This window comes from Pantoea sp. Seng, from assembly GCF_009829935.1.
Taxonomy (GTDB): Bacteria; Pseudomonadota; Gammaproteobacteria; order Enterobacterales; family Enterobacteriaceae; genus Pantoea; species Pantoea communis.
The window spans coordinates 203,101-223,132 of record NZ_SZZV01000004.1 but is presented as its reverse complement, the minus strand read 5'-3'; the positions used below and the strand labels follow the sequence as shown (position 1 = coordinate 223,132).

19 protein-coding genes are annotated in these 20,032 nt (G+C 53.8%); 5 read left to right on the top strand and 14 right to left on the bottom strand.

From position 1 onward, the window contains the following. Positions 1–49: 49 nt before the first annotated feature. The 8 genes from FD737_RS05710 to FD737_RS05675 all read right to left on the bottom strand — a co-directional run bounded on the left by FD737_RS05710 (position 50) and on the right by FD737_RS05675 (position 9,102). Positions 50–379: a DHCW motif cupin fold protein gene (locus tag FD737_RS05710; RefSeq protein WP_160832944.1), complete on the bottom strand. Its 330-nt coding sequence runs from the start codon at positions 377–379 to the stop codon at positions 50–52. A 67-nt stretch (positions 380–446) separates the two neighbouring features. After that, the gene (locus FD737_RS05705) at positions 447–1,934 is read right to left on the bottom strand and encodes an FGGY-family carbohydrate kinase (RefSeq protein WP_160832943.1); all 1,488 of its coding nucleotides are present in this window, start codon (positions 1,932–1,934) and stop codon (positions 447–449) included. Positions 1,935–1,994: 60 nt separating this feature from the next. Continuing rightward, the gene (locus tag FD737_RS05700; protein WP_160832942.1) at positions 1,995–2,834 is read right to left on the bottom strand and encodes a class I fructose-bisphosphate aldolase; all 840 of its coding nucleotides are present in this window, start codon (positions 2,832–2,834) and stop codon (positions 1,995–1,997) included. Continuing rightward, the gene (locus FD737_RS05695) at positions 2,818–4,509 is read right to left on the bottom strand and encodes a glycerol-3-phosphate dehydrogenase/oxidase (protein WP_370523008.1); all 1,692 of its coding nucleotides are present in this window, start codon (positions 4,507–4,509) and stop codon (positions 2,818–2,820) included. The genes FD737_RS05700 and FD737_RS05695 overlap by 17 nt, the downstream gene beginning before the upstream one ends. 52 nt (positions 4,510–4,561) lie before the next feature. Beyond that, positions 4,562–5,554, bottom strand: a complete 993-nt coding sequence (locus FD737_RS05690; protein ID WP_160832941.1) for a sugar-binding transcriptional regulator — start codon at positions 5,552–5,554, stop codon at positions 4,562–4,564. Positions 5,555–5,567: 13 nt separating this feature from the next. Then, on the bottom strand, positions 5,568–6,563 hold the full coding sequence (locus FD737_RS05685) for an ABC transporter permease (RefSeq protein WP_160832940.1): 996 nt from the start codon (positions 6,561–6,563) through the stop codon (positions 5,568–5,570). Next, positions 6,560–8,062 carry a sugar ABC transporter ATP-binding protein gene (locus tag FD737_RS05680; protein ID WP_160832939.1) on the bottom strand — a complete coding sequence of 501 codons (1,503 nt, stop codon included), beginning with the start codon at positions 8,060–8,062 and terminating at the stop codon, positions 6,560–6,562. Before FD737_RS05680 ends, FD737_RS05685 begins: the two co-directional genes overlap by 4 nt. Before the next feature lie 11 nt (positions 8,063–8,073). Next, positions 8,074–9,102: a substrate-binding domain-containing protein gene (locus FD737_RS05675; protein ID WP_034823457.1), complete on the bottom strand. Its 1,029-nt coding sequence runs from the start codon at positions 9,100–9,102 to the stop codon at positions 8,074–8,076. A 286-nt stretch (positions 9,103–9,388) separates the two neighbouring features. Between FD737_RS05675 and ampC the strand changes: the two genes are divergently transcribed. After that, positions 9,389–10,507, top strand: a complete 1,119-nt coding sequence (ampC, locus tag FD737_RS05670; RefSeq protein ID WP_097117114.1) for a class C beta-lactamase — start codon at positions 9,389–9,391, stop codon at positions 10,505–10,507. Positions 10,508–10,550: 43 nt separating this feature from the next. On the opposite strand, the gene FD737_RS05665 is transcribed toward ampC, so the two are convergent. The 3 genes from FD737_RS05665 to FD737_RS05655 all read right to left on the bottom strand — a co-directional run bounded on the left by FD737_RS05665 (position 10,551) and on the right by FD737_RS05655 (position 12,742). Then, positions 10,551–11,183, bottom strand: coding sequence for a LysE family translocator (locus FD737_RS05665; protein WP_097117115.1), 633 nt, complete (start codon positions 11,181–11,183; stop codon positions 10,551–10,553). Positions 11,184–11,474: 291 nt separating this feature from the next. After that, positions 11,475–11,954 carry a hypothetical protein gene (locus FD737_RS05660; protein WP_141399001.1) on the bottom strand — a complete coding sequence of 160 codons (480 nt, stop codon included), beginning with the start codon at positions 11,952–11,954 and terminating at the stop codon, positions 11,475–11,477. Continuing rightward, positions 11,951–12,742 (bottom strand): helix-turn-helix domain-containing protein, encoded by a 792-nt coding sequence (locus FD737_RS05655; RefSeq protein ID WP_097117117.1) that lies wholly within the window; start codon positions 12,740–12,742, stop codon positions 11,951–11,953. The genes FD737_RS05660 and FD737_RS05655 overlap by 4 nt, the downstream gene beginning before the upstream one ends. Before the next feature lie 290 nt (positions 12,743–13,032). Between FD737_RS05655 and FD737_RS05650 the strand changes: the two genes are divergently transcribed. The 4 genes from FD737_RS05650 to FD737_RS05635 all read left to right on the top strand — a co-directional run bounded on the left by FD737_RS05650 (position 13,033) and on the right by FD737_RS05635 (position 16,583). Further along, on the top strand, positions 13,033–13,710 hold the full coding sequence (locus tag FD737_RS05650; protein WP_160832938.1) for a LuxR C-terminal-related transcriptional regulator: 678 nt from the start codon (positions 13,033–13,035) through the stop codon (positions 13,708–13,710). 236 nt (positions 13,711–13,946) lie between these two features. Continuing rightward, positions 13,947–15,209: a DUF1479 domain-containing protein gene (locus tag FD737_RS05645; RefSeq protein WP_160832937.1), complete on the top strand. Its 1,263-nt coding sequence runs from the start codon at positions 13,947–13,949 to the stop codon at positions 15,207–15,209. Positions 15,210–15,251: 42 nt separating this feature from the next. Continuing rightward, positions 15,252–15,992 (top strand): DNA-binding transcriptional regulator YciT, encoded by a 741-nt coding sequence (locus FD737_RS05640; protein ID WP_034823463.1) that lies wholly within the window; start codon positions 15,252–15,254, stop codon positions 15,990–15,992. A 51-nt stretch (positions 15,993–16,043) separates the two neighbouring features. After that, the gene (locus tag FD737_RS05635; protein ID WP_160832936.1) at positions 16,044–16,583 is read left to right on the top strand and encodes a GNAT family N-acetyltransferase; all 540 of its coding nucleotides are present in this window, start codon (positions 16,044–16,046) and stop codon (positions 16,581–16,583) included. Here FD737_RS05635 and FD737_RS05630 read toward each other — a convergent pair. From FD737_RS05630 to FD737_RS05620, 3 genes are read right to left on the bottom strand one after another with little or no spacing between them, the layout of a single operon-like run. Beyond that, positions 16,580–17,536, bottom strand: coding sequence for a sugar-binding transcriptional regulator (locus FD737_RS05630; protein WP_160832935.1), 957 nt, complete (start codon positions 17,534–17,536; stop codon positions 16,580–16,582). The genes FD737_RS05635 and FD737_RS05630 overlap by 4 nt on opposite strands. 23 nt (positions 17,537–17,559) lie before the next feature. Continuing rightward, on the bottom strand, positions 17,560–18,498 hold the full coding sequence (locus FD737_RS05625) for a sugar phosphate isomerase/epimerase (RefSeq protein WP_097117122.1): 939 nt from the start codon (positions 18,496–18,498) through the stop codon (positions 17,560–17,562). Between the two features lie 2 nt (positions 18,499–18,500). Further along, a complete protein-coding gene (locus tag FD737_RS05620; protein WP_160832934.1) occupies positions 18,501–20,027 on the bottom strand; it encodes a glycerol-3-phosphate dehydrogenase in 1,527 nt (508 codons plus the stop codon). Between the last annotated feature and the right edge of the window lie 5 nt (positions 20,028–20,032).

The following is a 20,032-nucleotide window of genomic DNA, read 5'->3' as shown; positions in this document are numbered from 1 at the left end:
CTACCGTATTCAGCATGATGATTCGCAGTGTATAGCCACGGCCCGAGAGCTAATCGACGATGAATAGCTTCGCACCGTACGTCGTGGAGGAACGATGTGCTTCGGCATTATCGGCAACCTGATAGCTCACGCCCGGGGTCAGGGTAAAAGTGCGGCCATCTTCCAGTTCGGTGATCATTTCGCCTTCCAGACACAGCAATATATGACCTTTGCTGCACCAGTGATCGGCGAGATAACCCGGCGAATACTCCACCATGCGCACACGAATATCGCCAAAACACTGAGTGCGCCACAGCGCAAACCCGCTGTCGCCCGGATGTTTTTCGGTCTCGAGGGTGCTCCAGTCGGTAATGCCAAACGGTAGTTGATTGATCTGCACGACGCTATCCTTATTGAATTCGACGAGAACACAACATTACCGCCTGGCAAAAAAATAACCAGTGAATTCAACCAACTTCATGCCACATTTCGCTCATCGCCAGCTCCAGCCTTTTGAACACCCGATAACGTGCATCATGAAACGCAAAGCGTTCCGGGCGTGGCTGTAACTCGCCGGGATTAAGGCGTACTGCTTGCTGTGCCGCCATGGCCAGATCGGGCCAGACACCTACGCCGACGCCCGCACAAAGCGCAGCACCCAGCGCGCCAGTCTCTTTGCACTCAGCCACGCGAATCGGAACGCCCAACACATCAGCAAACATTTGCGGCCAGATGCAGCTGCGCGCCGCGCCACCAGAAAGGGTCGCGTGGGTAAACGAAATCCCTGCTGCGCGCAAGCGATCAATGTGTGCGCGATGGGCAAATGTCACGCCTTCAAACAGCGCAAACAGCATATCTGCGCGCGTATGCCAGCCGCTCAAGCCATAAAACCCCGCTTTTGCGGGTTCAGATTTACGACCGGAATAGAGGTAAGGATGATAGAGCGGCAACTGCGGGTTGGGTTCAACATGGGCCACGGTATCACTGCTGTGCGCCGCGCCGTTGCCAGCGCGTCCATCATCGAACTCACGCAGGAACCAGTCGAGATTGGCGGCTGAGGTGGCGCTGGCTTCAATCGCCATAAAGCGATCATTTTCAATAATTGAATTCATAAACACGGGCCGCTGATAATCCGGTTTATCGACCACCACCTGATTGATGCTCCAGGTTCCTGCGACGATGGAAGCCTCTCCGGTTTTCACCACGCCAGAACCAATGGCGCTGGCCACCACATCAAAAATGCCGGCCACCACCGGAATACCTGACGGTAATCCGGTGAGTTGCGCGGCGCGCGCGGTCACGTGTCCGACCACCGCACAAGACTCGCGCAGAGGCGGCAGCAGATTAAGCGCCTCTTCAATGCCATACAGCGCCATCAACTCGTGGCTGTAATTGCGCTGTTGATAATCGATTAATCCGGCTCCGGCGGCATCGGAAACCTCAGCGCTGATAGCCCCGCAGAGGAAATGGGCGATGACATCTTTAGCACACAACAAATGGCCGATCTGCGCCCAGCGATCGGGCTGATGCTGTTTAATCCAGCTGATCAGCACGGGCGTGGCGGCGGGCCAGGGCTTCTGCAGCGAAAGTTGATAGATGGCTTTATCGTTACCGCTGGCTTCCAGGCCCTGCACGGTTTCGATGGCACGATGGTCAATGGATTGAATGCCGAACAACGGCTGCTGCTGCTTATCAAGTGCATACAGACCGTTACCGTGACCCGCCGCGCCCACGGCAATAACCTCATTCGCCGTGCTGCCCGCCTGTTGCAAGCAGCGCGTGACGGCCACGCTGACTCCGTGCCAGATATCTTCTACCGGACGCTCCGCATAACCTTCTTGCGGCTGGAGAGTTTCTCCCGCACATTCGGCAACCGACAGTACGCGGCCACTGAGATCGAACAGTACCGCTTTGATCATGGTGTTTCCGGCATCTATGCCGAGAAGTTGACTCATATCCGACTCCGATTCACAGACGAAGACGGCGCACCGCTTAAGCGCCGGTGCAGGTAAAACTCAACCCTGCTGGTAAATGTCTAATGCGTCCGGGCCGCTAGCGCCCTGATGGATGATTGCCATCAGCGCATTCACCACGCGTGATGGGTTATCGTGTTGGTACACGTTACGGCCATAAACCATGCCGCTGGCGCCTTGCGCCATCAATGCGGCGCTTTTGGCCAGCACCGGTGCCAGTTCGCCTTTGCCGCCACCGCGCACCAGCGTTGGACAGCGCGCCGCTTCCACCACGCGGTGAAAATCTTCCACCTTCTCCGTGGGGTCGGCTTTGATAATGTCGGCGCCAAGTTCACGCGCCAGACGCACCAGTGGCACGATTTTCTCTACATCACCGATCGAACCGTAAGCCGCGCCTTGTCCTGCCGGCGCCATTACCAGAGGTTCGATCATCAGCGGCATCGCATAACGATCGCAAGCCTGACGCAGACGGCCGATGTTCTCCACGCACATACGGAAAATGCCGGGTTCATCGGGGATCAGATAGAGATTCACTACCACCGCAGCCGCATCCATCTGCAACGCGGCGAGGATTGGCTCATCCGGGTTGTGCAACACCGCCCACATTTCGCGATGGCGCGCCGCGTTATAGGCGTTGCCGACATCCGTGCGCATCACCAGCGCCGGTTTCCGTCCCGCGACCTGTTGCAACAGATCGGCCTGGCCGTAATTCACCTGAATGGCATCCGGTTGCGCGGCGATCAGGTTCTCCATCACACCTTCGATGTTCTCTAACCCAATCAGAAAGTCGGGCTCATTCGCAATACCGTGGTCGATAGCCACATCAAGGCACTTACCGTGTTGAAACAGACGATTCATGCGGACTTTATTGCTGACTAACATGGCGTGTTTCCTCCTGGAAAAGAGTGGGGTTGAGATCGGTCAGGCCGTGCTGTCGCGCCAGACTGGCGCAAGTGTTTTGCAGATGGTTTTGCAGTTGAGTGACATTCCAGCCGCGCAGATCCGCCATCAGTTGAGCAATTTCTGCCACCAGTGAGGGCGTCAATTCGCCGCAAATCGCCAGCGACGTGCGGCGCACCAGCAGGTCTTCAAGTTGTTGAACCTGCTCATGCTCAATAAGGTAACGAAGTTCCAGCGCGCTATACCCCGCATGATGCTGTAGCGGCTGCTCCCCCTGTTGCTGGATCAATTGCAGGATTGGCAGGGCGCGGCTGCCATAACGGCGGACTAACTGCGATACGCGGGACAAGGGCAGTGAATGCAGATGCGCGAGTTGGGCAAGCCACGCGGTTTGCCCGGAAGGTGCAGGGAAGTCGCGTCCACCGCCGATGGGCAGATCGCCGCTCGACACACGGCGCTTTTCTCCGATCAGACGCAATACCCGATCCGCGGCCTCTTCACCAAACTGACGAAAGGTGGTCCATTTGCCGCCGACCAGGCATAGCAAGCTGTAAGCATGTGCGGCATCAGGCGGCAGCAGCACCAGCGAGTGATTGCGCGAGATTTGCCCGTTAACTTTGGCGTTGCTGGCCGGAAGCGGACGCACACCGCAAAAGGTATAGAGAATCGACGATTCCGGCACCACGACGTCAGGAAAAACAAAGCGCAGCGACTCAAGAATGTAGGCTTTTTCCTCCTCTTCACACACCACGCTATCGGGATCGTCCACGCGGATATCCGTGGAACCGAGCAGCACTTTGCCAAACCACGGAAACATAATGCAGACGCGGCCTTCCTGGTTTTCGAAATAGACCATTTCCCCATCGAGCATCTGTAACAGTTTGGGGTGATCAATGATCAAATGCGAACCCTTGGTCCCGCCAATCAGTTTGGTGAAATGTTCCGTGGGCGCCAGATGCTGATTGAGCTGATCTATCCACGCGCCGCCGGCATTCACCAATACATGCGGCTGCAGAGTAAAGTGCTCACCGCTGAGTGCATCCTGTAACGTAACGGATTCGCCATCGGCGCTCACCAGTTGCAAATAATTCAGCGCCAGTGCCTCCGGACAAGCACGCTCGGCATCTTCAATCAATTCATAACCCAGTCGTTCCGGTGCACTGATCCAGGCATCGTAGTAGCTGGCGCTGTATTTCACCCAGGGGGCAAATCCTGGCCAGCGGTCGCGCGTGGCTGCCTCACCGCGCACCTGATGTTTGGGCATCGATCCGTACTGCCTGGTGTAGACATCGTAGAGACTGAGGCCAGTTTTGATCAGCAGAGCGCCGCGGCGAGTGGGTTTGTCGCTCAGACGCAAAAAACGCCGCGTGGCATTGAGCAGTCCGCCGCCGAGGTTGTCGATCGGGACAGTGGTACGCAGCGGAAAAACATAGTGCGCCGCGTTTTTCAGTAGCCGGTCACGCTCCATCACCGACTCTTTGACCAGCGTAAACTCGCCGGTTTCCAGATAGCGCAGTCCGCCGTGGATCATACGAGAAAGCGCACCGCTGGCCGCCTGGCACCAGTCACCTTTTTCCACCAGAACCGCCGGAATACCCTGCAATGCCAGTTCGCGAAAGGTGCTGATGCCGTTGATGCCGCCACCGACAATCAGCACTGGTGTGGACGTGCGCTGTCATAAAGCGCTGAGTCGCTGCTCGCGTGTTGCATTATTCTCCATGGATTGCTCCCCGGCTCTTGGCCATTTCGAGTACGCCTGCTGCAGTGGATTCGTCGGTGACCATGCCTTTTAGCCACTGGCCTTGCAGCGCACAGTGGATGGGATCCACTTTGTCGCGTCCGGCCACCACCGCCATAGAAAAGGGAATACGTTGTAGCTCCGATAAGGTCAGCCCAACCAGCCGCTGATTGGCGTCAAACGGCGCGGGCTGGCCTTGTGCATCGAGTAACCAGGCTAGCAGTTCGCTGCGTGCGCCACTGGTTTCGATGCTGGCGGATGCATGACGAGCTGCCAGATTCAAATCGTAGTAGCTGGAACTGTCGCTGTGAATAGAACCAAGACCGACCACTGCCAGCGTAGCGTTACGCGCTTTATCCAGCACCCGGTCTACGGCACTGATTCTCATCAACATGTCACGTTCAGCAGCAGAGTCAGTGAAGAGCGGGGCATGAATCTGCCAGGCATGGCCGCCAAGCCGAGCCGCCATTTCAGAGGCAACATGATTCACGTCGGTATAGTGCTTTCCTTGCACGCAACCCAATGCAGGCACGACCTGAACATCGTATTTGCGCGAAGGACGCAGTGCCTCCACCAGAGCGCTCACGCCTTTGCCACCGGTGATCGCAATAACGTCGCCATCTTTCAGACGTGATAGCAAATAATCCGCCGCCGCCGCGCCCACCATCTGTAAATTCTGCTCATCACTGCGCGCGACATTGGGTGCCACCACCACCTGTTGCAGTTGACCCCATTGCTGCAGATCACTTTCGAGTTGGTGGGCCGACAGCCAGGGCGATTTGATAGTGATTTCTACCATGCCGCTCTCTTTGCCCTGACGAATCAGGCGATTCACGCTGGCGACCGACAACCCGGTTTCCACCGCAATCTCCGACTGCTTTTTGCCGTCGAGGTAATACATCACCAATACCTGATAGATCTGGCGTGCACTGTGAAATGCTGGATGTTCGCTGGCGAATTCCATCGATGATGCGTCCTTATGCTGCCCGATATTTGTTCAGCAGGTGGTCAATCGACACCGCCGCCAGCAGAATTAAACCTTTGATCAAGTCCTGCCAGTAGACGGAAACATTAATCAGGATCAGTGAGCTGGTCACGATGGAGAGCAGTGCGACACCTAAAACCGCGCCCAGAATCGAGCCAGTGCCGCCTTTCAGGCTTGCGCCGCCTATCACCGCCGCCGCTATCACGTTCAGTTCCATCCCTACGCCAAAGGTCGGGGTAGCTGAGCCTAACCGCGCCATATAAATAATGCCGGCTACACCTGCTAGCGTTGAGGTGAGTACCGTGACCCACAGTTTTATGCGGTTGATGTTGATGCCGGAATAGGCCGCTGCACGCTCATTACTGCCGGTATAAAATACTTTGCGGAACAGCGTGGCTTTGCGCAGCAGGAAATCGAACAGAGCGACCAATACAAAGAACAGCAGGATGACAAACGGAATGCCCCACATGGCACCCTGGCCGATAAATTTGAAACTGACGGGAAGTGTGAACAGCGACAGCGGCGTGCCCTGCGTGATGATCATGCAAAGCCCGCGCACAATCACCATCGCTGCCAGCGAGGCAATAAAATGACTCAGGCCGATTTTGGTCACTGTTAAACCCATCAGCAAGCCTACCAGTGCGGCGGCAGCTATTCCTCCCAGGCTGGCCAGCCAGGGATCCACCCCACTGAGAAACAGTTGTCCCGCGACCACCATAGAAAGGCACACCACCGCGCCGACCGAGAGATCGAGACCGCCGACGATCAACAAGATCGTCATACCGATCACCACAATGCCTTCAATCGAAAACGACAACAGCATCGCTTTCATATTGGCCCACGTCAGGAAGTAGGGTGAGGTAAAACTCATCACGATAAAGATTAACGCGATGATCGCAATCAAGCCGATTTCCCGCTGCTTGTGCAGGCCGCCAAACAATGACAGCCGGGATTTGCCTGCTCCGGGCAAGGTCGTATTTATGGTCATAGCGCCTCCACTTCAGGGGGAATGCCAGCAGCCAGTCTCATCAGATTCTCCTCGGTCATTGCATCGCCGGTCACTTCACCGGTGATGTGACCTTCATGAATCACGATAATGCGGTCACATAAACCAATCAGCTCAGGTAACTCTGATGAAATCACCACCAGTCCGACACCGTTATGTGCTAATTGGGCGAGGATCTGGTAGATCTCTGCCTTGGCGCTGACATCGACGCCGCGCGTCGGTTCATCAAGAAAGATGATTTCGGGGTGCACCGACAGCACGCGCGCTAGCGCCACTTTCTGCTGATTGCCGCCAGAAAGCGATGACACCGGGTCGCTCAATTTGCCGCGTTTCAGTTTGACCTGATACGCCAGCGCTTCCGCTTGCGCACGCTCGCGGCTTGGGCTTAGCGTCAAACCGTGATGGCTAATCGCGCGGACATCCAGCGCCGAGATGTTCCAGTCAATTGGCATTGCTAAAAACAGCCCGGCGTCCTTACGATCTTCGGATAAATAAACCAAGTGATGTTGGATACTGGCGGCGTAATTTTTCAGTGTTGCTGGCTGCCCTTTGATACGTATCGTGCCGTGAGTTACCGGCTGCAATGCGCACACGCCCTGAGCGATTTCGCTACGGCCGGCGCCCATCAAGCCACCTATGCCGAGAATTTCGCCGGGATACAGCTCGAAGTTGATATCGTAAAAACGCTGACTATCGCTAAGAGATCGTACCTCCAGCAGCGGTGCGGCACGATGAGAGGGGCGTTTATCGGGATAGAGTTGCGACAATTCGCGACCGACAAGGCGCGTAATGACTTCATCCGGTGTCATGCTGTTCAATGGCGCACTGTGCACCGTCCGGCCATCGCGCAGAATGGTGATGTGCTGACAAAGCGCAAAAATCTCGGCCATACGATGACTGATATACACCACCGTGATGCCCTGATCGCGCAGTTGACGCACGATGGTGAACAGCGTCTGCGCTTCTGGTTCCGTGAGCGCTGCAGTGGGCTCATCCAGAATCAGCAAACGACAATCCAGCGTCAGTGCTTTGGCAATCTCTACGAGTTGCTGTTGTGACAACGACAGTTCACTAACCTTTTTACTCACTGGAATCGGCGCAAGACGATTCATAACCTGCTGCGCTTTTTCCCTCAAGGTTTTATGCGGTAATAGAAAGCCGCGCTGCTGATGCGCCATCCAGATATTTTCATAGATAGTAATATCCGGGCACAACGCGATCTCCTGATGCACCAGCCCGATGCCTAACCGCTGCGCCTCACGCGGCGAGCGTATGGTTACGGATTGCCCCTCCAACACTATTTCACCGCTGTCGGGGCGCAGAATGCCATCAATGATATTCATCAGAGTAGACTTACCCGCGCCGTTTTCACCGGCCAGCGCATGAATTTCACCGGACCTTAGCGTAAGATCAACGTCCTGTAACGCCTGTACTGCGCCGAAGCGTTTGCTGATGCTGCGTAACTCAAGCAGTGCCGTCATCATCTTTCCCCTTACTCGTTGATGCCTTTGGTTCCACGACGTTTCAGGTAACGGTCCCAGCGGAAATCATCGGCATTTTCTTTAGTCACCACGGCATAACCATTGTCGAGGATTGGGAACGAGAAGGGATTCACACCGTTGCGTTTGGCATCATTCATGGGGTCAATCAATTCTGGGTGGGCGGCAAGGAACAGCGTCATAAAGCCCATGTAGCCCTGTATTCCCTGATTGGGGTTGATAGCACCAAATACCTCGCCGCTTTTGATCATATCCAGTACTTTGGCGTTGACGTCCACCGTCATCACTTTCACTTTGCCACCGTTTTCCACCACTGCCTGTGCGGCACCGATTGCGGAACTGGCTTCAGGCATGAAGATGCCTTTCAGGTTTGGATTCGCTTGTAGCATCGACAGCACGGCGTTGTAGGCTTTTGATGGATCCTGATTAGTGGCGGCGCGCGCAACCAGCTTGCTGTCAGGAAACGCGGTTTTCATCTCATTGATAAAAGCCGTAACCCGACGGTCATGATTATCCTGCCCTGGATTTTCCAGCACCGCATACTCCGCGCCTTTGCCCATGGCTTTACCGAGTTCATCGGCGGCGGCTTTACCTTCACGGAAGTTGTCTGAGGTGATGTAAGCGACACGCTTGCTGTTGGGGGAATCAGCGGCAAAGGTTACCACCGGAATGCCCATCTCTGCCGCACGATTAATTGGCTCGATAAAGGGGTCGGGATTCATCGGATGGAGGAAAATCCCGGCGGGTTTCTGCGCCAGAATCTGTTCGAAACTGGCTAACTGCTGGTTGACGTCATAAGCGGGCGTGCCACCATAAACGGTTTTGCAGCCCAGCTGATGCGCAGCTTGTTTAAACATCTCGTACACCGGAAACCAGTATTCAACACCGGTCACCATGACGTTCATGTAGTAAGTTTCGCCAGGTTTGCAACGGAACTGTGGTGATTCATCGGCGGCACGTGCGGTGCTGGAGAGTGTGCCCGCTAACGCAAGGCTGGAAAGAAGGATGGCGATTTTTTTCATGTTTTTCCCCGGAGCAGACGCTGAATTTAGAGGCTCAGCCGTGACGACTTAACGCGGAAAAACGAGCCGGGGTACGTTTTGAAAATTATTTCTGATTCGTGAAATAATTTTCATAAGCTATAAAAGCTGGCGGGGAAAAGATCAGTTAATGGTTAATGAAATGTTTCTCGCTTGTGATCGCCTTCACTTTCCCGCAGATAGCAGAATATTTGGTTAGGAGAAACCGTGACGGAATTTTATAATCACGTGCTGAAATTGTGGCTTAACTGAAATAAAAGGAATTTTCATGCGCTTATCTCTTACTGCGCTAACGCTGCTGGCAAGCACCAGCGTCCTCGCACAAACCCCTTCACCTGACGCCATCATCAAACCGTTGATGCAGCAATATCAAATCCCTGGCATGGCGGTGGCTATTCTGCACGATGGCAAAACCGAGTTTTACAATTACGGTGTGGCATCCAAAGAGACTCAGCAGCCAATTACCGCGCAGACCTTGTTTGAAATCGGGTCACTCAGCAAAACCTTTACCGCTACCTTAGCGAGCTATGCGGCTCAGCAGAAAAAACTGCAGTTTAGTGACAAAGCCAGTACATGGTTGCCCGACCTAAAGGGCAGTGCGTTTGATCAGGTGTCACTGCTTAACCTTGCTACTCACACCACGGGCACGCCGCTGTTTGTGCCGGACGATGTCACCAATCAGCAGCAGTTGATGAACTGGTACAAAAACTGGCAACCGCCGGCTCAGCCGGGCACTCAGCGTGTCTACTCCAATCTGGGGATTGGTATGCTCGGCATGATTGCCGCCAAAAGCTTGCATCAGCCGTTTATCAGCGCGATGGAGCAGCAACTGTTACCCGCGATGGGCATGAAGCACACTTATATTCAGGTGCCTCAGTCAGAGATGGGCCAATATGCGCAAGGTTACAATAAACAAGACAAGCCGGTACGTGTGACGCCAGGCCCGTTGGATGCTGAATCGTATGGGTTGAAATCGACATCCGCTGATCTGATTCGCTGGCTGGCGATTCAACTTGATGAACAGAAGGTCGCGACGGAGTGGCAGCAGGCGATCGCCACCACGCATCAGGGCTACTTCAAAACCGAGGCGTTTACGCAGGCGATGATGTGGGAATACTATCCGTTGCCTGTCTCATCAAAGCAGTTGGTGGAAGGCAACAGCGGTCAGCGCATCATGAAAGGGATGTCGGCCACGTTGATCACGCCACCGCAGGCTGCGCCACAACAGGCGTGGTATAACAAAACCGGTTCGACCAATGGTTTCTCAACCTACGCGGTGTTTATTCCGTCACAGAAGATTGCGGTGATTATGCTGGCGAATAAATGGTTCCCGAATGACGATCGCGTCATCGCGGCGGACAAAATCATTCAGATGTTGGCTCACTAACGGATTGTTGGGCGCGCCCCGACGCGCCCAATTAAATCGCAACTTACTTTCGTGCATCCAATGCGAGTTTGACGGCCATGCCCGCCAGCACCGTGCCCATCAGCCAGCGCTGCAAACGCTGCCAGCTGGGGCGCGTCAGTAAAAATGTCGACACCTGGCCAGCGGTAGTAATGAAAATCGCATTGACCGTCAGGCTAATCACAATTTGGGTGACGCCCAATATCAGCGACTGCATCAGCACACTACCGTGATGCGGGCTAATAAACTGCGGTAATAGCGACAGAAACATCATGGCAATTTTTGGGTTCGCGAGGTTGGTGAGGAAACCCATGGTGAACAATTTACGCGGGTTGTCGGCAGGGAGATCGCGCACGGCAAATGGCGAGCGGCCGCCAGGCTTGAGTGCCTGCCACGCAAGATACAGCAAATAGAGTGCGCCACTGAAACGCAGCGCATCATAGGCCCATGGAACGGCAAGCAACCACGCGGTGATACCCAGCGCCGCGCACAGCATATAAAACACAAAACCTAACGCCACGCCGCCGAGGGAAATATAACCCGCCCGCTTGCCCTGACACAGCGAACGCGAAACCAGGTAGATCATATTGGGGCCGGGCGTAAGCACCAATCCCAACGCCACCAATGCAAAGGCTAACCAACTCGACAGTTCTGGCATGCAACACTCCTTGCGTTATTTTCGCGATTATGGCGCGAACCAGGCATATCAGGCAACGCACGTTTTCAGACTGACAACAGGAATAAGCTGCGTTAGTTTGGCTTGGCTTATTGTATTTAAAAGGGAGATGAAAATGACCGTTCCTGTAGTGGCATTGCTAACGGCAAAACCGGGTTGCGAAGATAAAGCTGAGCAATTATTTCGTGGTGTGCACGGTTGTGGTTTTCGAGGATTTGTACGGCAACCGTTGGGATCTTTACCAGAACAAATGATCGACCGGTCTGACTCGCTTCAAAATCCAGGTTTCATACACCGGTTAAGCGGCCGATAATGGAATCCTGAAATGACCTGGTTTCCCACTTTAAACAGGTAGATGCGGGCGGTGAAATTCTCGTCCGCCAGCGGATCAATATATTTTCCGATAACGGGATCCTGCGTATCAGGACCCGCAATACGAAAAGATTTGCGAGTGGAAACCGTTACGGAATCAGGATGGTAGTCATAATCAAGATTCACGGTGCGATCAACATTAATCCTGCTTTCAAGCCCCTGCGGCGACATAAATGCCAGATAAGCATTTAAATGACCTTCACGACTGCCGCTCAAAATATCCCAGTAGCCATGACTGACTACGGTCCGGTCAGGTTCGTCATAGATGATATAGGTCTCGGCCCGGCAATCGCCAGAAAATGGCCGTACAAAATAGGGCAGCGAAAACCAACCCAGCAACAATGCCAAGAGGCAACATGCCGCGGAAACAGCCATTCTCATGGATGGTTTCTCCCGATAACCGCAAATGTCTGGCAAGAGGTTGTCGCCAGTGCAATTTCGCCTTTGCACACAAAGAAATTAATCGCGTTGCCACGATCGGCATTAATGTAGATTTTGCTGTGCGGCGTAATTGAAACCTGCATTTTGTTAAGCCAGTAACTCACGCGTCTTGCCGAGTCATGTTTGTCATTTTCCACGTATTGCGAAAACAGAAAGCTGTGCCCATCAAGCAGAAGTGGTTCGCCATACCGCAATGGGTGGATAAGTTGTTGGCCACGAATCACAGTGCCCACGATAAAAAACAGGCAGCAAAGCAGCAGCGTAAGTACCCTGAGTTTTATCTTTGTCGGTTTATTCTTAAGCGCTGATTTCGATGTATCAGAAACAGAGATCGCTGATGTTTCTTGTTTTTGATTCAAACCATCCTGGCGTTCCGGTAACGAATAATTGTGTGAGTCTGAAACGAGAGTGATGCAACCGGGTTTTAAGCGATATCCCATGTATCCCAGTGTTTCAAGAATTTCGCCTTCTACTTCCAGTGAGGCGAGTGATTTCCGGATGCGAAAAAGGGTTTGTCGTACAGTATTATCGGAGACCACAGCACCATGGTTTCTCCAGCAAGCGTCATGTAATGCTTCTTTGGAAACGATATTACCTTCATGCTCACACAGGTACGTCAGGCATATTTTACTTTGCCTGCTAAGAATAATCTCTTTATCTTCCAGCCTGATCAGACCGGTATCGGTAAAAAAAATAATGGTCACTTCTGCCTGATCCCCACGGCGCATCTTCAACGCACACTTTTCATGCGGCTGATTATAACACGGTCTGACAAAAGGGCATGCTGATGATGACAATCAGGTAGGTAACAGCTTTGTCACAGGGTTATCTATATGATTAATATGTGAATTATCTCCATGCTGGTGACTTTTAAGTGACATTTACGGCAGTATGTTGAAAGCCTTCAATCTAGCCAATAATATCCGCATCGGATTAATCGCATGGCATCGGCTAATATCGTTCAGATGAATCTGTAATAATTGCATATTGGCGTGATCACAATTGAGGAACATCACCAATGCATAGCGCCATTAAAATAACGACAAGCAAAATCAAAAATAAAAATATCGCTATTATGACACCCAGCGCGATCACCTATTATGGTATTCGCGCCATGTTGACAACATTGAATGCTGTGACGGTGACTCACCATCCCATCCAAACCCATGATGAACAGATCAACATCATTGATAGAGATTTGGATCTGATTATTATCGATACTGAGGTTGGCAATGCAGATGTTATTTCTATGCTGATAAAATCTTACTTGCCCACAGCATTAGTGATAATTTTAACCCGCGCATCGGATATCAGGCTATTACAAAAATATAAAAAATCAGGTGTGCAAGCCATATTAAACAGGAAAAGCAATCAGCGCGAGGTTGAAGATGCGGTGACGGCAGTACTTGAACATCGAGTCTGGGGATTTGAAGTCAAACCCACTGCACCGCAAAAGGGTTCATCTCTACGACAGGTATTCTCATCAAGAATGTATGAAGAAGCGATGCTTTCACTCAGTACCACGGAAAGAACGATCATCCGCTCCATCTATCGCGGCCGTACCGTAACGGATATTGCTCTTGCCAAAGACAAAAGTATTAAAACCATTAGCAGCCAAAAACAGTCTGCAATGCGCAAACTCAATGTAAAAAATCTGGCTGAACTCCATCAGCGGTATCACGCCTGGCTGGAATAGTACCTGCCAGGCCATTTCCTTCCCACATACCACCGTCTTTTTCCTCTTGATTTCCCGACATTTTTCCTCATTTCCCGGCACCGGAGAGCCACTCCGGTGCACCTTCGGTTGGACGTTGTTCTTAATTTTTTTGTGATGGGTTTCTTAAAATCGTGCGCTGCAGTTAGGTGAAATGCCGACAGATTGTTATGAATGAAGCTAACTTAGGTTTCATTCGAAACAATCGGAGCGACAAAATGAATACATCCTTTACCTCTTTACAACAACCTGAAGATGCAAAGCAGCATATCCGCTTGATGAAACAGGTGCTCAGAGCGCAAATCGGCGATGTTGAGGGCCTGTTTGAGCAGGTCAGAAGTAAAATCCTCAGCGAAATTGCTGTAGCACGCGAGGAAGAAGCGCGAAACGGCACGGCATGGCCACAGATACGTTGGGATGACATCGCCGCAGGGCGCATTTCCGATGAAGTGAAGGATCACATTCGTCGTCGCGGCTGTGTGGTGGTGAAACAGACCTTTACGCGCGAGCAGGCGTTGGGCTGGGATGCGTCGATGCTGGAATACCTTGATAAAAATGATTTCGATGAAGTCTATAAAGGGCCGGGTGACAACTTCTTTGGCAGCCTCGATGCCTCACGCCCTGAAATCTATCCTATCTACTGGAGCGAAGCACAGATGTCGGCGCGTCAGAGCGACGCCATGGCACAAACCCAATCCTTCCTGAATCGCCTGTGGACCTTCGAATCCAACGGAACGCGCTGGTTTGACCCTGATGTCAGCATTATCTATCCGGATCGTATTCGCCGTCGTTTACCGGGCACCACATCAAAAGGGCTGGGCGCGCATACGGATTCCGGGGCGCTGGAACGCTGGTTACTGCCAGCTTACCAACAGGTGTTTAGCAAAATCTTTAATAATCAATTCGATCAATATGATCCCTGGGACGCGGCACATCGCACAGAAGTGAATGAATATCAGGCTGGCACCACCACCAAATGTTCAGTCTTCCGCACTTTCCAGGGGTGGACTGCGCTGTCAGACATGCAATTGGGTCAGGGCTTGCTGCATGTGGTGCCGGTTCCGGAAGCGATGGCGTATCTGTTGCTGCGTCCGCTGCTGAAAGATGTACCAGAGGATGAACTCTGCGGTGTTGCACCGGGCAAAGTATTGCCCATCTCAGAGCAGTGGCATCCTGAACTCATCAAGGGACTGTGTTCCATTCCAGCAATGGAAGCGGGTGATTCTGTCTGGTGGCACTGTGATGTTATCCATTCGGTTGCACCGGTTGAGAATCAGCAAGGTTGGGGCAATGTGATGTACATTCCGGCTGCACCCCTGTGTGAGAAGAATGCCGCTTACGCCACTCAGGTTGCTGAGGCGCTGGCAACCGGTGCCTCACCGGGTGATTTCCCGAAAGAGGACTATGAAGCCAGCTGGCGCGATCGATTCACTTTGGACGCGTTAAACAGCAACGGTCGTCGCAGTCTCGGCTTAGGTTAAGTTTCTGGTAAGCTGGATAAAATTTTAATTGAAGCAGGCACTATGAACGCACGTCATCAGCACATTATCCAATTGGTCAGCGAACGCGGCAGCGTCAGCGTCAGTGAACTGGCGCAAACCACCGGCGTTTCCGAGGTGACGGTGCGTCAGGATCTGAATGTTTTGGAAAAGGGCGGCTTTCTGCGCCGCGTGCACGGTTCAGCCGTGGCGCCAGAAAGCGACGATGTCGGCGCACGCATGCAAACGCGTTTTGCCGTCAAAAAACGTCTGGCGGAGTACGCCGCTTCGCTGGTTAACGCGGGTGAAACGGTGTTTATTGAAGGCGGCAGCACCAACGCGTTGCTGGCACGCGAATTGAGCGAACGCGGTGATATCACGATTATCACCGTCAGCCATTACATCGCGGGATTGCTGCGGGAACAGGGCGGTGATGTGATCATTCTTGGCGGGCTGTTCCAGAAGAGCAGTGAGTCGGTAGTCGGGCCGCTGACGCGATTGTGCATCCAGCACCTCAACTTCCATAAAGCCTTTATCGGTATCGACGGCTGGGATGCCATCACCGGTTTTACCGGACGTGATATGCTGCGCTGCGACGTGGTCAACGCCATCATGGAAAAGCAGACGCACACTGTGGCACTCACCGATTCATCAAAGTTTGGTCAGATACATCCCTTCGCTCTGGCACCGACCGTGCCCTTTAAGCAGGTGATTACAGATAGCCAACTGTCGCCGGTGTATCAGGAAATATTGCGCCAGCAGCCAATGGAGTTAACGCTGATTTAGGGGCACTTTTCATCAGCGTCGACAATCATCATTGTCATAATGAAGGATCACATGTTCCCTAACATCACCTCTAAAAGACTGCACTATCGCCAGTTAGTTACCGATGACTGGCGATTCTTTCTCTCGCTGCAACAGGATGAGCGTGTGATGCGCTATGTGGCCGATCCGCAGCCTGAAGAAGAGATTCGACGTGACAGGTTCGAGATAAGATTGCCCCACTGGCAGAAAGGCAGCACCCATTGGCTGTGTCTGGTGATGATGGAACAGGGGCAATCAGCGCCGTTAGGCGTCACCGGATTTATCGATCGCGGTGACGGCGTAGCGGAAGTCGGTTTTTTGCTGGCAGCAGAAGCTCAGGGCAAGGGATTTGGTACGGAATCACTTCACGATATTGCGCGTTATGCGCTGAATGAACTGGGCTTTCGCAAGCTGATTGCCACTGTGACCGCAGGAAATGAAGCCTCACGCAGGACACTATTAAAAGTGGGATTCCAGCAGGAGGGCACCTTGCGGAAAAGCTATCATCTCGCGGGTGAGTGGCGCGACGATTGGGTATTTGGATTATTCGCGGACGAATGGAGGCCACTCTAACCTGCGATTAACGCCTGTGCCGTTAATTCATCGGTAATTAATCCCGTCACCAACCCGCTGGCCAATACCGCGCGGATCGCGTCGACTTTGCTTAATCCCCCCACCAGCGCCACAATCTCGGCGCGGTGGGCAAGCTCTAAATCCACCGAGAGCGTACGCGCTGTCAGGCTGTTGTGAATCATCTGCCCGCTGGCGTCAAAGAAATGACCGAGCAGCTCACCGACAGCGCCAGAAGCAGAGATATCGTTGATCTCGTCTTCGTCGATCATCCCGGCTTCGACCAGTTGCGCGGCCGGTTCCACGGTGCCGATCCCCACCAGCTTCACCTCACTCTGCGCCGCCATGGCAAACACTTCGCTGACGCCGCGCTGCTTAAGCAGCACGTCGCGATCTTCCTGCGTGTTGGCGAAAAACGGCACCGGCATCATGTAAGCTTGCGCACCGGTTTTTTCCGCTATGCGATGCATAACATCGTGGGGATTGAGCGCGTAGTTGCGCGTCAGACAGCCCAGCAGCGAAACGAATCGCATATGCGGGGCGTCAATGCGCGAGAGTTGGTGAATAGCGGCGGAAAGGGTGCGGCCGTGCCCCAGCCCCAGGGTGATCGCAGGCTGCGACGTGAGGAGATTGCGCAGATAATCCGCGCCCGCCATACCCAGCGTTCGCACTGGCAATCCCTCTTCACCAAGGTCAGGCGCAACGTGGCAAAAACGCAGTCCGTGCTTTTCGCGCAGCTGATCTTCCAGCGCCACGCACGCCATGATATCGCCATCAATCGACACCTTCACCGCACCCTCCGCGACCATCTTGGCAATCATGCGATGGGTTTTGACAGACGGTAATCCCAGACGTTTGGCGACTTCAGCCTGGGTCAGGCCGCCCACGTAGTGCAGCCAGGCGGCACGCAGGGCTAAAGAGTCATCGCGTTCAGCGGGAGTAGGAGCCGGTTTCATGTTTCATTTCCTGATCAATAGGCTTAGGAAGCCAGATGCAAATCCTGCACGCCCGTATCAATGTGCGATGCCCAAAACGCAACGCTTTCCGCGATATCCGCCACCACCTGGCGGTCAGTGGGTTCACGCTCTTTAAAACTCAGTTCGAGGCAAATTTCGTTATCCTGCGCGCCACCGCGCGCCAGCGCGTCCAGCAGCGGCTGGGGCTGAATACGGCCGCCCGCATTGTACTGCAATGTGAAGGGTCTGTGGCCGCCTTTGTCCATCATGCTTTGTTTTATATGAATAATCGGCGAATAGCGCGGCACCGCTTCAGCCCACGCGTAAGGGTCGTAATCACGCGGGTCGATTGAAGTGACATCGCCGTGATCGATATCCGCCATCATCCACATCGGCAGGGCAAAGGACTCACTGCTCAAACGCTGCTGCAGTGCGAGGCAAGCCGGAATGGTCTCACCAAACTCGCGTCCGATGCTCATCGGTTCCCAAAACAGGTATTTCAATCCGGCGGATTGCGCATGCTCCGCCACCTCGGCCCAGCAGTCTATCGCGATATCGATCAAGGCATCCCGCCGCGCCGCATCGTTGAAATCCTGCTGGGTGAAAATGGCGAACTGCGATCCAACCGCCTCGCCCCCCAGTTCTGCGGTGATATCGGCGAAGGTTTTGAACCAGTCAACGTAGTAGCGTCGCACGTCAACGTCCGGATGACCAAAATGATTGAGGCGGCCATAGGGACCAGTCATACCCGATGTCACGCGCACCCCGGTTTCCCGCAACGCCTTCTGCATCTGGCGCGACATGCGGTTGATGGTGGCGGCTGGCCAGCCAGGATTGATAAATTCATGGGTTAACTGCAGATCGCGGATACGGATCTGTTGTGCCACGGTGTGAATCAGATCCTGCGGATCGGCAAAACGATTCACCAGTGGGTTGGTATTGAGCGAAAGCGTTAAGGGCATGATTACGCCTCCTTACGCAGCGGCACGGCCGCAGCATAGGTCGCGTCAAACCATTGGCTAAAGGCCTGCTGCTGAACTTCGGTCAGATGCAACTTGTGCTTAGTGCGACGCCACAGCACATCCTCCACCTGCTGCGCCCACTCATTTTCTACCAGGTAGCGCACTTCGGCTTCATACAACTGTGCGCCGAAATGGCGGCCCAGATCGTTTATCTCACGGGCGTGACCCAGCACTTTCTCAATGCGCGTGCCATACAGGCGCGCATAGTGTTTGCGCAGCGGCGCCGGTAACCATGGCCAACGGGTTTTCACTTGCTCAAGGAAGCTCTCGAAATCGCCATTTGCCATATCACCGCCCGGCAAAGTGGCCTCGCGTGTCCAGTCTTTACCCATATCAGGGAAGAAGGGCGCAAGCTTCTGGATAGCGTGTTCTGCCAGCTTGCGGAAAGTGGTGATTTTGCCGCCAAACACATGCAGCAGCGGGGCGTTTTGCTGATCGTCGAGATCGAACACGTAGTCACGCGTGACGGCAGAAGGGTTGCCTTTGCCATCGTCAAACAGCGGACGCACACCCGAGAATCGGGTAATCACATCGCTGGCGCGCAGTTTGACTTTGAAGTAGCGATTGACCACATCGATAAGGTACTGCTGCTCGCTGTCATCGGCGGTCACCGCTTCCGCTTTGCCCTGCCACGGAATATCGGTGGTGCCGATCAGGGCTTTATCGCCTTCATAAGGGTTGATGAAAATGACGCGTTTATCGGTGTTTTGCACCAGATACGCCTGCTGGCCTTCCCAGAATTTCGGCACGATGATGTGTGAACCTTTAACCAGCCGCACGCTGCGGTTGCTTTTGGTCTGGGTGACCTGATTTACGATATCCAGTACCCACGGGCCGGCCGCATTCACCAGCACTTTGGCATAAACCGTGCGCTGTGCACCGCTGGTCTCATCCTGAATCGTGACTTCCCACTTGCCGCTGATACGTTTGGCCGACACACAGCGGGTACGCGGCAGAATCGTGGCGCCGCGTTCCGCAGCATCCACGGCATTCAGTGCGACCAGGCGTGCATCATCGACCCAGCAATCGGAGTACTCGAAGCCCTTGCTGTAGATATCGAGGATTGGGGCGCCTTCGGGATCGCGCATCAGATCAAGCGATCGCGTGCCGGGCAGCTTTTTGCGCCCGCCTAAATTGTCATAGAGGAACAGCCCTAAACGCACCAGCCACGCCGGACGATCGGTCGGGCTATGCGGCAACACAAAGCGCATCGGCCAGATAATATGCGGTGCGGCATTCAGCAACACTTCTCGCTCGATCAGCGCCTCGCGTACCAGTCGGAATTCATAATATTCGAGATAGCGCAGCCCGCCGTGCACCAGTTTGCCCGAGCGCGAGGAGGTACCCTGTGCCAGGTCATCTTTTTCACACATCATCACGGACAAGCCGCGCCCGGCCGCATCACGTGCGATGCCCGCGCCATTAATGCCACCGCCAATGACAAACAGATCCAGCGTATTTTCACTCATGGTGT